Origin of the sequence: Paenibacillus sp. FSL R7-0179, from assembly GCF_038002265.1 — a bacterium.
Lineage (GTDB): Bacteria > Bacillota > Bacilli > Paenibacillales > Paenibacillaceae > Paenibacillus_AQ.
Genome location: NZ_JBBOCC010000002.1, coordinates 1935926 through 1950313, shown reverse-complemented (window position 1 = coordinate 1950313; position 14388 = coordinate 1935926). Strand labels below are relative to the sequence as shown.

Genomic DNA, 14388 nt, shown 5'->3' with positions numbered 1-14388 from the left:
CCTCCTCTCTCTAAAACAGACTGGAGCCCGATACCCGCTTGGCAATATAGTTACTGGAGAAAATCAGCGCTACCGAGATCACCGATTGAATTAAATCGATCGCTGCTGCATAGGAGAACCGTCCGTCACTTAAGCCTACCCTGAATGCGTAGGTCTGGACGATCTCAGAGGTGGGATTATTAATGCTGTTGCCGAACAGGTAGGCCTGCTCGAAGTTGGAGCCGACCAGTCCGCCGCCGAGAATGCTCCCGATGGTCAGTACCAGGACAACTACGATGGTTCCCTTCATCCCCGGCAGGGTAATATAGCGGATTCGCGCCAGCCTGCCAGCACCGTCAATCTCTGCGGCCTCATAGAGCGAGGGGCTAATCCCCGATATTGCAGCCAGAAAAATAATCGTCCACCAGCCCATCTCCTTCCAGACCGCGCTACCTACCGCCAGCCCCCAGAAGTAGTTAGGACTGGTCAGGAAACCGAGTGGTTCATCCACAAATCCCATCGCCAGCAGCGCCTTATTGACGACACCGACATCGGTGGACAGGAAGGCATACGATACGCCGACCACCACGACCCAGGAGATGAAATGCGGCAGATAGCTGATCGTCTGCACGAACCGCTTGAAGGCCATGTGCTTCACTTCGTTCAGCATAATCGCCAGCAGGATCGGCGCCGGGAAGGCAAAGATGACCTTCAGCAGACTAAGAACCAGCGTATTGCGGACCAGCTTGCCGAACTGATAGTCATGGACGAATTCATCGAAATACCTCAGCCCGACCCAGTCACTCGTGAAGATTCCCTTGATGCCGCTGGAGATGCTGTAATCCTTGAACGCCATCAGAATGCCGAACATCGGAGTATACGCGAAGATCAGCAGATAAACCATGCCTAGTCCAACGAACAAATGCAGTACTTTCTGTTTTTTAAACCGCTTCCATAAAAACGACCGCCGGCCTCCGCCGGTTCCAGGACTTCTTGGCTGTGTTTCCAATTCCATATGCGCTCCTCCCTCGTACCTTTAGTTTACCTGCAAGCGGCGGGGCGCCGTAAGCTCACATTCTTAAGAAAGCGTTGTCATTTTTGAATACGCTTCCTTTGTTTATTTGTTGTATTCGTCTTATAGTATAGAAGACAGACTTAAGATTTGAACTTGAAGCTTGGTCGTCACTGCGGTGAACATTTGGACTTCCGGCCGCTGTTGTCTTTGGATTTCCTGATTGTAACCGCTCTTCGCGGTAGAAATCCGGTGACTAGCTGATGCTTACGATGCGAGCTTTCCTGCGGAAAGCTTTCAGGCGGTCGCTACCGCTCCTACAGTTCCAAATTTCCCCTCCGCTTCTTTTTGCTGTTCGTTAATTTCTTTAGTGCTTCTAATAACAGAAGCTCTAAGATGAAAGATACAGGTGCCGACTATGAACTCTATGGAATACGGACACAGTGAAGGTCCAATAGTAAAAGGGAACGGGTACAAGCCCCCCAATCTGCATAGATGGGGACCCGGCGTCCGGGATGTATATGCGCTGCATTATATCGTAAGCGGCAGAGGTTACTTGAAGACCGGCCAGGCGGTATACCCTGTGGAGACGGGCGAGAGCTTTATGATTTTTCCGCAGACGGAGGTGTATTATTATCCTGATCCGCAGGACCCGTGGGCGTATTGCTGGATTGAATTCAGCGGGGCGGAGGCTCTGCGCTTGCTTGCTATGATTCATATCTCACCGGAGCAGCCCGTTGTAACGGCCGCCCCGCAGGATTTCAGGGTTATGTTCGAGCAGGTCAAGGGGTATCAACAGGAGCCGTATGTAAGGGAGCGCTCGGATGCGGCGCTTCATCTGCTGCTGTCGTATTACATGGAGTATTATCCGAGTGAGCAGGCCAGTCTCAAGAAGGACTATGTAGGGTCAGCGAAGGCCTATATTGAGAGTAACTATTGGAAGTCTTCCTTGTCGGTGCAGGATGTGGTGGTCTATGTGACGATTGAGCGCAGTTACCTGTTCCGGCTGTTCAAAAAAGAGACAGGCCTCTCCATCTCCGGCTACCTGACCACCGTACGCATCCGGCGGGCCTGCGAGCTGCTGGCGGAGTCGCGGCTGTCGGTGAAGTCATTGTCTTACTCGGTCGGCTACCACGACCCGCTGTACTTCTCGAAGATATTCAAAAAGGTTACTTCTTACACGCCGTCACAGTACAGAAAGGTGTATAGGGAGGGGACGGTTTCCCTTCCAACGGCGGATGGGGGTGGGGCGTGAGAATGGCGGGTGCGGGGAGAAGCTGCCTGTGCGGTGAGCGTTGGCGGGCGCAATGTGATCGGTTTTCCGATTACATTTCCGTCCACACCACCCGTCCGGCGCAATGTGATCGGTTTTCCGATTACATTGCCGGCTACACCTCCCACCCGGCCCATTGTAATCGGTTTTCCGATTACATTCAGGTGACGCTGTTTTTCAGACCAGATCTGGACTTTGAATTGTACCTATGTACTCGTAGTATGTAACTCGTGGAGATATCCCTCTCGCTACAGGGCGGAATTTCCTCTTATCCACCAGCATACGGCTGTATTTAATAATTGTGGTGTAGTGTAGCTCAAGCTCTCGCGCAGCATCGCCGGGACGAAGGACACGATAGTTACGGATAGCTAACCTCATCAAATCCCGTTCAATTCTGGAATATGATTTCTCAGTGCTACTATTAGCCGTTCCTGCCAACAAATAAGGAGACAGAACGTTCCGCAGCGTGGAGAGGACGAAAGACGGATTCTCTTTCATCTCATCCAGCGAGATATAGAGAACCATGTAGTCCTGGGATTGCAGGAAGAGACCGCGATTCAAGTCCATCCGGTATTTGCTCCGGTCCGTTCCATGCGATCCGTAATCCATAATCTCAAATGCAACACGCGAGGAACCAACCTTCCACAGTAAATCGATAAAATAGGATCTGCCGCGCCAGTCCTTAACTTCATATTCCGGATGGAGTCCGTTAAAATGTCCGGTAAGCGGCCACCATACACATTCAACAAATAGGCGGATACCATAGCTATGCCCCCGCTTAAGTGCATCGAGCCGCTCCCCCTTTCTTCGTTTCAAATGCTTGCTTAACCATTGGTCATGTTCTTCTGTAAACCCCACTCTAATTCCCCCGCTCAGCTAATGAGATTAATCTCTAAACGCACAAAACCCCGCCTCCTTCTGCAAGAGAAGAGAGCGGGGCATTCTTTGCCACGTTTAATATATCTATTACTAGTGTGCCACTTTTGCTCAGCGAAAGCAAGATGAAGATCACAAAACGCCTTACGATCCAACTGCACACTGCCCATTGTATTCGGTTTTTCGCATACATTTGGCCCGCGCGATTCTAACACTACCCCTCCCACCAAAAAAGGGCTGCTCCCGGCGCATTACGCCCTGGGAGCAGCCCTTAAGTAATGTTACATACCTCGTGCCTGTCTCAGCTTACTCGGCCGGAGCGGGTTCCAGCACCGGCTGGAGGTCGAGCTGAGGGTCTGGCTCAACCACACTGTCCGGTTGGATCAGACTGTCAGTGATCGTGAGGTCCTGGGCGTCAGTGGTTTCCATCAGGGCTGATGAGCCGCCCAGATATTGCTTCAGCCACTTCAGGGCAGGGCGCTCTGTGCCGTTGGAATTCACCAGATGGGTACCCGATGCCCAGGTCTGATTCTGGATGTAGCCCCACAGGGTTACGCCCTTAACGGAAGGATGGTTCCAGAGCACAGGGAATTTCTGTTGGTATCTGGCAAGCTGGGTGTTGTCATCACCGGTAATATCCAGCTCGGAGACATAGATAGGCAGGCCTGTAGCAGCAAGCTTATTGAGCACGGTATTCATAGTGGAGACGCTGACGTTATCCATATTGAAGTAGTGGCACTGAATGCCGATTCCGTCAATCAGTCCTCTGGATTTCAGGATATTGATAATGTTCACGTACTTGTCGGCTGCACTGGGGTCACCGATAATGCCGTATTCATTGATCAGCAGCTTGGAATTCGGAAACGCCGCACGGGCTTGCTGGAAGGACCAGATGACCCAATCCCAGCCGGTGCTTCCGTCGCCGCCGATGGCATTACGGTACGAGGGCTTGGCATGCAGCGGTTCATTGACAACATCCACGAAGGCTGATTTTGCCGCATAACGCTGCCCTGCCTGAGTAATGAATGAGCTGATCTCCGCCTTCTGCTCCGCTGCCGGTAAGCCGGCGACCCAGTTAGGCTCCTGGCTTCCCCAGACCAGGGTATGGAACTTAAACGGGATGTTTTTGCTAATCGCATAGTTATAGATCATGTCCGCATTGCCCCAGTTCATCTGGTTGCGATTGCCTTCAATGGCTCCCCATTTGGTGCCGTTCTCAGGGGTGACCTGATTCCAATAGGTGGTGAAGTTACTTGGTGCACTGCCTGCAATGATATTCCCCAGGAACTTCGATCCATTGGTAATTGCTGCGCTGGCATTGCCTGCCATCACAGAGGTGAGCAGGACACTCGCTAGGGCGAGCCCGCCCACAACCTTTTTAATTCTGTTCTTCAATTGAATACATCTCCTTTTTCTTAATGGACTTAAAGCGCACCTATTCCAGGCACAGATAATCAAAATCAGCATAGCCGCCCGCTGACTTCGTCGCATAATTGAACAGCGCAAACCGGTAGCCCATAAAGTGAGGCAGCGTATAAGACATCTGCAGCGTATTCCCTATGGATGTCCAGTTGTTGCCGTCCAGACTATAGGAGAAGTACGCCTTATCCGTCTGATTGGTGAAATCGCAGAGCACCTTCAGATAGACTCTGTTCTGGCTGAGCGGCACACCCGCCACTTCAGTCATGGACCCGGAGCTGGCGTTGACCATCACAATGGATTTGGAATTGCCGGACATTTTCACACCGACGAAGCCGTATTTAGCCTGAAAAGCAGCCAGTCCGGCAACATCTCCGTCCTTCATCCCGCCCGTTTCCAGGGCCGTCACGCCCGTGCTCTTCGGCCCGAACGTCCGCTGGGTCAGCGTGTTCCGGGCATCCAGCAGGCTTGTACTTACCTTGCCGGTGGTCAGCCGCATGAAGCCTTGGCGCTGGGTCAGCGACCACTTCGAGTTATCGGGGTTGTGGTTCCACTGCCAGACCTTGGCTAATCCGTTTCCACCCGAAGGCGCAGTGAACTCGTCCGATGCATACACTTTCTTAACCGGATACCCTTCAACAGGCAGATTCAGAGTCCGCGGCGCCTTACCCCCGCTTCCGAAGACCGGCCAGTTGCCGGACCAGGTTACCGGCACCAGATACGGCATCCGTCCAACCGCCCCGCTATCCCTGAAGAGCATCGCGTACCAGGAGCCGGAAGGCGTGTCCACGATGCCTCCCTGGGCAATGCCCGAGTCGTTCAGCGAGACCTGACCTGTGTAGCCTCCGGTTAAGCTGGTGGAGCGGTAGGTCAACTGAGTGCGTCCGCTTCCCGAAGGCCAGCAGATCAGGAACACATAATAATAGCCGTTGATCTTCTGGATATGCGCGCCCTCGGCCTTCACAATGAAGTTCGAACCGGCAATATTGCTGGAATTCGGGATGATAACCTGACTGATTCCGCCGGACTTAATAGCCTTGGCATCTGCCGTCAGCTCAATCAGGCTGATGTTATCCGCCCCGTACACCAGAAAGACCCGGCCATTGTCGAACAGCAGCGAAGCATCGTGATAATAGCTGCCGAGGACCGACGAGGTCCAAGGGCCATTTTCAATATTCGAGGTCTGATAGATATACGTCCGGCCGGTTGAATTGGACCCGAAGGACACATAGTAGATCCCGTTATTGTATCGCAGGCTGCTGGCCCAAGAGCCCTTGCCGTACTCATTCTGTCCGTTGTTCAGATTCTGCGCATCCCCGTTCGCATACGTATCGTAGACATAATTCACGATCTCCCAGTTCACCAGATCATAGGACTTCATGATAGGAACACCGGGGGTCATATGCATGGTGGTGCTGGTCATGTAATACACATTGCCTACCCTGATGACATCATTGTCCGGGGCATCTGCATAAATGAACGGATTCGTAAAGGTAGCAGCAGCCGCCGTAGAAGGATTGAACAGAATACCGAGCATGAGCGAGATTGCCAGCAGGTACAGCCCTGCCTTTTTAAAAATAGAAGAATTTATATGTTGCACACGATAACCTATCCTTCTATTTCCCGATGAAACTGTACCATCCTTAAAAAGGACGGCAAAGCCGTTTCTACTTGCCATAGCATCCCTCCTCCCGTATGCTTACCTCGTCACTGGTTCCATTCAATATAATCCACATAGGCATCCCAGCTTCCATTATCCGTGGTTACGACCAGCTTGACTTCCTGATTGCCGGTGGCGTGGGCCACATTGGTCAATGTCTGTACCGAGGGCGTTGTGCCGCTGAAATTGAAGGAGCCAACGTTCACACCGCCGATCAGCAGATCCACCCGCGCCGTAGAGGAATTGTTGGAAGCCCCCCGGACCGAGAAGTTATGCGTGCCGTAGGCATAATACTGATTGAACGATACAGCGTCATCATTCCCGTACAGCGCCACTCCGCTAAAAGGGGAAGTGATCTTGCCCGCATAGGTTCCGCTGAGCGTCATGTCCTCCGCTTCCACCTTGCTCACCGGAGGAGGTGTTGTGCCGCCATCGCCGCCCGTCGAGAACTGCCAGTAATCGAAGTTGAACAGATTGCCAGAGCCTGATCCGGTAAAGACCAGATAGAGTCTGTGCACGCCTGTCGCATTGCTGACCGTAGTCTGTACTTCCTGCCAGGACTGCGCTCCTCCTGTATTTGGAACATTCAGCGTGCCGACCAGCGGGCCGGTTGCGCTGTCGAGCCGGATTTCGATCTTGCCGCCGCCTGTGGCGGAAGCCACATTCGCCTTGAAGCTGGAAGCGCCAGTGCCGAAATCGGCATTGCCCACGGCAACCCAGTCTCCATTGTTAATATTGGTCACATTCATATTGCCTACCGGACCGCCGGAGGCCTGGGAGCGTTCAGTGGTGATGCCCGCGTTCCAGCCGATCGTCTCGGCTTCGACTCTGTTATACGGATTCAGATTGGCAATCTGGGCGATGCCCGCCATATTTCCCTGAACCTCCTGAATGGTTCCGTTGGAATTATGGACCAGCTTGTTGATATGCGGAGAGCGGTAGCCCTTGCCGTCTCCGAGTACAGCCTTTGCTACAGTCTGGGCATGGTACACCACATACCACTCATTATTGAAGTTGAACACGGCATGGTGGTTGTTGCCGCCTACCCCGAAGAAGGTGTATGGATTCTTCAGGAAATGTCCGGTGTACGTAAAAGGTCCCATCGGACTGTTGCTGACCATGTACCCGATTTCACCTGCCGGATAGGCAGCCGGGTGCGTGCCGGAGAAGTTGAAGCAATACGAGTAATAATATTTGCCGCCGTACTTGTGGATACCCGAATCCTCGAACATATACGGAGCATCAATAGTGGAGGCGCTTCCAACAATACTGGTCATATCCGCACCGAGTCTCAGCACGCGGGCTGTCTTGGGATTCGCGATAGATGCCGGGTCGGAAGTGTTGGGGATGCCCCCGCCCGCATACAGATAGCCGCTGCCGTCGTCATCGACCAGTACCGCCGGGTCAAACAGCCAGGTCACCCCGGACATTCCCGGCGTGCTGCCTGTCACCAGTGCTTTGCCCAGCGGATCGGACCATGGGCCAATCGGAGAGTTGGCTGTCAGTACCCCGATGCCTGATGCACCGTTGGCGAAGTACAGGAAGAACTTGTCCTGTCCGTTGATTTTCTTCACGGCGGCTGAAGGCGCCCAGGAGAGCGAGGCCCATTTGGCAATGCCCGCAGAACCGTTGACATTGTTGGCTCCGGCTACCGGAATGGCGCCATGGTCTGTCCAGTTCACCATATCTGCCGAAGAGATGACATTGATTTTGTTCAGTGCGCTGAAATCATTGTCCTTCACGGTTCCGTTGCTGTTATAGACATAAGCATCACTCGACATATAGATATAGACTCTTCCGTTATACGTCAATGCAAAGGGGTCGGCACCCAGCTTGTGGTCCATCAGCGGATTGGAATTTCCCGGCTGTTTGGCTGTGGCGTTCCCTGCCGCCTGAGCAGACAGCATAGGCAGACAGCCCAGCAGCAGAACAAAGGTCATCGCAAGCACCGAGAGCTTTTTGAACATTGGCATTCTCCTCCATTACAATTTGTGTAAACCCTTTCAATCGGATGCGTTACATATGCCGGAAGCTCACAATCCTCCCCTCCTATTGAATTACTTGAATGAATCTACTAATATTTGTTATTCGAGATCATCTTAATATACTTCCGCCCAATGAACAATGTAGATTTTTGTTTGAAAAGTTGAAATTTTTTGGTTTTTATGTCTTAATATTTGCGGTTGTTGATCTCCATAGCAGCCAGCTCACGGGTGTATATATCCTCCGGGGTCACCATCCGCTTCGGCAGAGTCCGGCCGGCCATAATCTCCTTCACGGCCTGCGTCAGCAGCGGCCCCAGCAGCGGATTACATTCGACCACAGCGTTGATGCTGCCCGCCACCATCTGCTCGAACGCCCGCCGCGTCCCGTCCACCGACACAATAATAATATCCTCCCCCGGCACAAGTCCGGCCTCCTTAATAGCCTCCACCGCGCCAATGGCCATATCGTCATTATGGGAATAGAGCACCTGCGGCCACTGCTCCTTCGGCTGCTGCAGGAAGGTCTTCATCACTTCATGACCGCCGCTGCGTGTGAAATCCGCCGGTGCACTGAGGGTAATCTGCAGGTTCGGCTGATCGTCCAGCATCTTGCGGAACCCGCGCCCGCGATCGATGGACGGTGTTGAGCCTACGGTTCCCTGCAGTTCTGCAATGCGGATCTCCCCGTTGTGATGGCGCATCTTGTCTCTCACATACTTAGCCGCCTTCACTCCTTCTTCATAGAAGTCAGAGCCGATGAACGTGACATAGAGCGAGCTGTCCGGTACATTCACTGAACGGTCCAGGATGATCACCGGAATTCCGGCCTGCTTAATCTCCAGCAGAATAGGCTCCCAGCCGGTCTGCACCACTGGTGCAATGGCAATCACATCGACCCCGCTGCGGATAAAAGAACGGATGGCCTCGAACTGCTTCTGCTGATCCTGCTCAGCATTCTTCAGCAGCAGCGTAATCCCCGCCTCCCCGGCGGCTTCGCGGATCGATGCGGTGTTCGCTTCCCGCCAGGTGCTCTCCGAACCGAGCTGGGAGAAGCCCAGCCGGGCCGGCTTGTCTGCAGCGGTCTCTGCTGTGGAGGGCAGCAGGACTGTAAGCGCCGGAGGAGAAGGCTCAGGTATGGGCAGCGCCTGCGGCCTGCCGTTATTCCCGCCACCCGTACAACCGCCCAGCAGCATCAGTGTCAGGACGATGCCCAGCAGCACAACCAGGCATTTTTTTACTGTTCGCACGCTGATTCCCCCTTCCGTATGATAGCGATTACAATTATATAGCAAAAAAATGGAGAGACAAGTATAATTTGTCTCTCCATGCACAATACCTATTCTTTTAAGGTCAGCCGCCTGGAGCTTAGCACCCGCTGCAGCAGGATGAAGATGAACAGCAGCAGACCGATGACGATCTTCGTCCACCAGGAGCTGAGTGTGCCCTCGAAGCTGATAATCGTCTGAATCACGCCCTGGATCAGTACCCCGAAGAAGGTACCCAGCACATATCCGACCCCTCCGGTCAGCAGCGTGCCGCCAATGACAACCGCCGCAATCGTGTCCAGCTCGAAGCCGACGGCATGCAGCCCGTACCCCGACAGCATGTAAAAGGTGAACACCACACCGGCCAGCGCCGAGCATAGTCCGCTAAGCGTATAGACCAGCACCTTGGTTCTCGCCACGGGCAATCCCATCAGCAGCGCTGATTGCTCACTGCCTCCAAGGGCATACACATTGCGCCCGAACCGGGTATAGTGAGCCGTGAAGATAGCGGCTGCTACGACAAGTATCGCGATAACAGCGCTAATGGAGAGGAAGCTGCCGCCCGGCAGCGGAATCCGCGTCTGCGCCATGGCGGTGTAGAAGGTGTTATCAATGGTAATGGTATCGATGCTGATAACATAGCATAAGCCCCGGGCCAGGAACATTCCGGCCAGTGTGACGATGAACGGCTGGATAGCGAAATAATGGATAATTGCGCCCATAATGGTACCAAATACGGCGCCCATCAGGAGTACCAGCGGGATGACCACGGCGGGCGGCCAGCCCTGCTGCTGCACGAGGCTCGCCGAGACCATTGTGGATAACGCAATCACCGAGCCGACAGACAGATCGATGCCTCCAGACAGGATGACGAAGGACATGCCCACCGCCGTGATTAGCAGAAAGGCATTATCCACCAGCAGATTCATCAGCACCTGAAGGGAGAAGAAGCCGGTGTACCGGAAGGAACCGGCAGTAAACATGACAATGAACAGCAGAATGGTGACAACGATCGGAATATACTTGCGGTTAAGAGGCATGACGGCTCATCTCCTTCTCAGCGGGGTAATGCCGCGACTTCCAGCGCGCGGCAATCGCGGCGCGGAAGGTGTCCGACTGGATCAGGCAGACGGCCAGGACGACACAGGCCTTAACAACCAGCGTAATCTCCGGCGGCACACCGATCATATAGATGGTGGTGGTCAGCGTCTGGATAATCAGCGCTCCGATCACGGTGCCGGTCAGATAGAAGCGGCCGCCGTTCAGCGACGTTCCGCCGATGACCACGGCCAGAATAGCGTCCAGCTCATACCAGAGACCGGCATTGTTGCCGTCAGCGCTGGAGACATTCGAGCTGAGGAGCAGGCCGGCGATGCCGGCGCATAGGCCGCAGAACACATAGACGGCCAGGATAACTAAGTGGGCACGGATGCCGGACATCTTGCTGGCGGCCGGATTACAGCCCACCGATTCAATGAACAGGCCGAGGGCCGTCCGCCGGGTAAGCAGAAGGGCAATCACCAGAACCAGCGCTACGACAAAAATAGAGAAAGGCAGCGCAGCCAGTGAACCGGACCCAATATACGCATACTTAGTACTGGTTACCGTAATAATTTGTCCGCCGGTAATGAGCTGGGCGATCCCTCTTCCCGCGACCATCAGAATCAGTGTGGCTATAATCGGCTGAATCCCGGCCATGGAGACCAGCAGTCCATTCCAGGCCCCCAGCATCAGGGACAGGCCTGCGGCCAGCAGCACCGAGGTCAAGATCAGTCCCATACTGTTCTGATCCGCTCCCCTGCTGATGCTCAGGCAGGCGATAGCGCCCGAGATGGCTACTATGGAACCGACCGACAGGTCGATCCCCTTGGTAGCCACTACGAGCGTCATCCCGATAGCTACCAGGATCAGCGGCGCACCGAAGTTCAGTATGTCGATCAAGCTGCCGTATAAATGCCCGTCATGGACGGTGATGGAGAAGAAATCCGGCGAATAACACAGGTTGAACAGCAGCAGCACAGCCAGTACGCACAGCGGCCAGAATAAATGATGCTTCATTACTACGCTCATGATTGGTTCAGCCTCCCGCAATCGCCTGCATAATCTGCTGCTGGCTCATGTCCTTCTCTGAAATTTCCTTCACCTTGCGGCGGTCGCGCAGAATGGCGATCCGGTCGCTGACCCGCAGCACCTCATCCAGCTCCGAGGAGATGAACAGGAACGACATCCCCTGCCGGGAGAGTGTCAGCACCAGCTTCTGAATCTCTGCTTTGGCTCCGATGTCGATCCCCCGAGTCGGCTCATCGAGGATGAACAGCTCCGGCTCTGTCAGCAGCCAGCGGGCCAGCAGCACCTTCTGCTGATTGCCGCCGCTGAGGTTCTTAATCAGGTGGTCCGGGCTGGGAGGATTGATATTCAGCATGCGGATGTATTCTCCGGCCAGCTCTTCCTGCCGCCCACGCGGGATCGTCTTGAACATGCCATCCTTGGCCTGGAGCGCCAGAATAATGTTCTCTCTTACCGTCAGATCGCCGATGATCCCCTCAGTCTTGCGGTTCTCCGAGCAGAAAGCGATCCGCCGTCCTATGGCCTCCCGGGGAGAGTGCACCCCGCCGCCGGATGACGGCAGGATCACTTGCCCGAAGTCCGGCTTGTCGGCACCGAACAACAGGCGGGCCGCCTCCGTCCGCCCGGAGCCGAGCAGTCCGGCCAGTCCGACGACCTCTCCCTTGCGGATATTCAGGTCGAACGGCTCGATTCCGCCCCGGCGGCCCAGCCCTTCCGCTCTCAGCAGCTCATCGCCCAGGCTGTTCTTGTCCTGTGCCGCAAGCGTTGGCAGCTCATCCAGCAGATGAAGCTCCTTGCCGATCATTTTAAGTACGAGATCCAGGCGGCTTAGCTCGTTCGCCATGTATTCACCGACCAGCTCGCCGCCACGCAGAATGGTGACCCGGTCGGAGATTTCATACATCTGGTCCAGAAAATGCGTCACAAACAGGATCGACAGCCCCTCCTGCTGAAGCTTCCTCATAATGCGGAACAGCTGATCCACTTCGTTCTGATCCAGGCTTGAGGTCGGCTCATCCAGAATCAGCACCTTCGCCGAGATATTCAGCGCTCTGGCAATGGCAACCAATTGCTGAACTGCAACAGAGTAGCTCTGCAGAGGCAGGGTGACGTCGATATGCAGATTCATCCGTTCCCGGAGCAGCTCCGCTGCCTGCAGGTTCATCTGCTTCCACTGGATGCAGCCGAACCGCCGCGGCTCCCGGCCGATGAAGATATTCTCGGCCACGGTCAGGTTGGGGCACAGATTCACCTCCTGGTACACGGTACTTATGCCCGCAGCCTGTGATTCCTGCGGGCTGCGCATGGAGATGGAGGTGCCCTCCATCTCCACAAGGCCTTCATCAATCGAATAGACGCCGGTCAACACCTTGATCAAGGTGGATTTACCAGCGCCATTCTCGCCCATCAAGGCATGCACCTCGCCGGGGAACAGGCGCAGACTCACATCTGTCAGGGCTTTCACCCCCGGAAACCGCTTATGTATCCGGGTCATTTGCAGTATGGGCTGCTGTGTGCTCAAGGCTATATCCACTCCTTATTCTCCATAGACAACCGCTCCGGCGGTTCAAGGACCGCCGGAGCAAGGTTTCTTTTGGCTTGCTGATTAATACTGGCGGCTAGGCAACGCTTCCTTGGCCTGCTCGGAAGTGAAGGTGGTCTCTTCAGTCACGATCCGTGCCTCTACCGGCTTGCCGTCGACCACATCCTTAACTACCTGCATCAGCTGAGGTCCAAGCAGCGGGTTACACTCGACGATGAAGTTGATTTTACCTTCACTGGCAGCCTGCATTCCGTCCTTCACGGCATCGACAGAAATAATCTTGATATCCTGGCCCGGCTTGAGGCCTGCCGCTTCAATTGCTTGAATAGCCCCCAGCGCCATATCGTCGTTATGGGCATACAGCACATCAATTTTCTTATTGGCCTTCAGGAAGGCCTGCATGACTTCCTTGCCCTTGGCGCGGGTGAAGTCGCCGGTCTGTGAAGCAATAACCTTGAGGTGCGGGTTATCCTTAATGGTCTCGGCGAAGCCTGCCATCCGGTCATTGGCCGGAGCAGAGCCTGTAGTTCCCTGCAGTTCTACAATATTAACGTCCCCGGAAGCGTCCTTATACTGCTCGCTCAGCCACTTTCCTGCCTTGCGTCCTTCTTCCACGAAATCGGAGCCCAGGAAGGTAACATACAGCGAGGTATCCTTGGAATCTACCGCACGGTCTGTAAGAACAACCGGGATACCCGCCGCCTTAGCCTCCTTCAACACCGTATCCCAGCCGGATTCCACTACCGGAGAGAAGGAGATGACATCGACCTTTTGCTGGATAAAAGAACGCAGTGCCTTGATCTGATTCTCCTGCTTCTGCTGGGCATCCGAGAATTTCAGCGTGTAGCCCGCTTCCTTGGCTGAATCCTGGATCGACTTTGTATTCGCGCTGCGCCAGCCGCTCTCCGCCCCGACCTGCGAGAAGCCGAGCGTGATGTCCTTGGCCTCTTTGGTGGCATTGGCCGCCGGCGCCTTCGTCGCTGCACTGTCTGTCTTGCCCGCATCCGCCGCCGTGTTCCCGCCGTTATTGCTGCTGCATGCCCCTAACAGGGTCATAGACAGCGCCAGGGCAAGCACAGCCCCCACTTTTCCAAGCTTTTTCATATCTCCTTATTCCTCCCCCTTGACGTTCACCATGTTCCGGTGTTGTGCCCATTATAGAACGCTTACAGAAGGGCATTATACGGGCAGCCTTTGGCGTTTGCTTTCTAATTTTTGGCTTTTTCCCTCCGAATAGGTATTTTAGTGTACTTTTTTATTCAAAAGGTGGATATTTTGTTTGCGCTTTCTTTTTTGTTTCGGTATTCCA

The 14388-nt window shown here is 54.4% G+C and carries 10 protein-coding genes and 2 pseudogenes; 1 reads left to right on the top strand and 11 read right to left on the bottom strand.

Annotation, left to right across the window (positions count from 1 at the left end):
* Window positions 1-10 precede the first annotated feature (10 nt).
* Complete coding sequence (locus MKX63_RS24685) at window positions 11-994, bottom strand: ABC transporter permease (protein WP_341020805.1); 984 nt, start codon at window positions 992-994, stop codon at window positions 11-13.
* 415 nt (window positions 995-1409) lie between these two features.
* Between MKX63_RS24685 and MKX63_RS24680 the strand changes: the two genes are divergently transcribed.
* The gene (locus tag MKX63_RS24680; protein ID WP_341023256.1) at window positions 1410-2246 is read left to right on the top strand and encodes an AraC family transcriptional regulator; all 837 of its coding nucleotides are present in this window, start codon (window positions 1410-1412) and stop codon (window positions 2244-2246) included.
* A 195-nt stretch (window positions 2247-2441) separates the two neighbouring features.
* Here the strand turns inward: MKX63_RS24680 and MKX63_RS24675 are convergent, their stop codons facing one another.
* The 10 genes and pseudogenes from MKX63_RS24675 to MKX63_RS24630 all read right to left on the bottom strand — a co-directional run bounded on the left by MKX63_RS24675 (window position 2442) and on the right by MKX63_RS24630 (window position 14183).
* Complete coding sequence (locus tag MKX63_RS24675; protein WP_341020803.1) at window positions 2442-3080, bottom strand: hypothetical protein; 639 nt, start codon at window positions 3078-3080, stop codon at window positions 2442-2444.
* Between the two features lie 366 nt (window positions 3081-3446).
* A complete protein-coding gene (locus MKX63_RS24670) occupies window positions 3447-4535 on the bottom strand; it encodes an endo-1,4-beta-xylanase (RefSeq protein WP_341020802.1) in 1089 nt (362 codons plus the stop codon).
* 40 nt (window positions 4536-4575) lie between these two features.
* Window positions 4576-6096 carry a glycoside hydrolase family 43 protein gene (locus tag MKX63_RS24665; RefSeq protein WP_341023253.1) on the bottom strand — a complete coding sequence of 507 codons (1521 nt, stop codon included), beginning with the start codon at window positions 6094-6096 and terminating at the stop codon, window positions 4576-4578.
* Window positions 6097-6266: 170 nt separating this feature from the next.
* Window positions 6267-6605, bottom strand: a pseudogene (locus MKX63_RS24660) (carbohydrate-binding protein); the annotation flags it as partial.
* 57 nt (window positions 6606-6662) lie between these two features.
* Window positions 6663-8186: pseudogene (locus MKX63_RS24655) on the bottom strand (glycoside hydrolase family 43 protein); the annotation flags it as partial.
* Between the two features lie 203 nt (window positions 8187-8389).
* Window positions 8390-9451, bottom strand: coding sequence for an ABC transporter substrate-binding protein (locus tag MKX63_RS24650; protein WP_341020800.1), 1062 nt, complete (start codon window positions 9449-9451; stop codon window positions 8390-8392).
* A gap of 89 nt (window positions 9452-9540) precedes the next feature.
* On the bottom strand, window positions 9541-10509 hold the full coding sequence (gene yjfF / locus MKX63_RS24645) for a galactofuranose ABC transporter, permease protein YjfF (RefSeq protein WP_341020798.1): 969 nt from the start codon (window positions 10507-10509) through the stop codon (window positions 9541-9543).
* Window positions 10499-11539, bottom strand: a complete 1041-nt coding sequence (locus MKX63_RS24640) for an ABC transporter permease (RefSeq protein WP_341020796.1) — start codon at window positions 11537-11539, stop codon at window positions 10499-10501. Before MKX63_RS24640 ends, yjfF begins: the two co-directional genes overlap by 11 nt.
* Window positions 11540-11546: 7 nt before the next feature.
* Window positions 11547-13070, bottom strand: coding sequence for a sugar ABC transporter ATP-binding protein (locus tag MKX63_RS24635; RefSeq protein ID WP_341020794.1), 1524 nt, complete (start codon window positions 13068-13070; stop codon window positions 11547-11549).
* Window positions 13071-13142: 72 nt separating this feature from the next.
* Window positions 13143-14183 (bottom strand): ABC transporter substrate-binding protein, encoded by a 1041-nt coding sequence (locus MKX63_RS24630; RefSeq protein ID WP_341020792.1) that lies wholly within the window; start codon window positions 14181-14183, stop codon window positions 13143-13145.
* Window positions 14184-14388: the final 205 nt, after the last annotated feature.

Coding starts and splice junctions, on each gene's coding strand:
- MKX63_RS24640 (WP_341020796.1), bottom strand. CDS start 11,539: ATGAGCGTAGTAATGAAGCATCATTTATTCTGGCCGCTGTGCGTACTG.
- MKX63_RS24685 (WP_341020805.1), bottom strand. CDS start 994: ATGGAATTGGAAACACAGCCAAGAAGTCCTGGAACCGGCGGAGGCCGG.
- MKX63_RS24680 (WP_341023256.1), top strand. CDS start 1,410: ATGAACTCTATGGAATACGGACACAGTGAAGGTCCAATAGTAAAAGGG.
- MKX63_RS24665 (WP_341023253.1), bottom strand. CDS start 6,096: ATGCTCGGTATTCTGTTCAATCCTTCTACGGCGGCTGCTGCTACCTTT.
- yjfF (WP_341020798.1), bottom strand. CDS start 10,509: ATGCCTCTTAACCGCAAGTATATTCCGATCGTTGTCACCATTCTGCTG.
- MKX63_RS24630 (WP_341020792.1), bottom strand. CDS start 14,183: ATGAAAAAGCTTGGAAAAGTGGGGGCTGTGCTTGCCCTGGCGCTGTCT.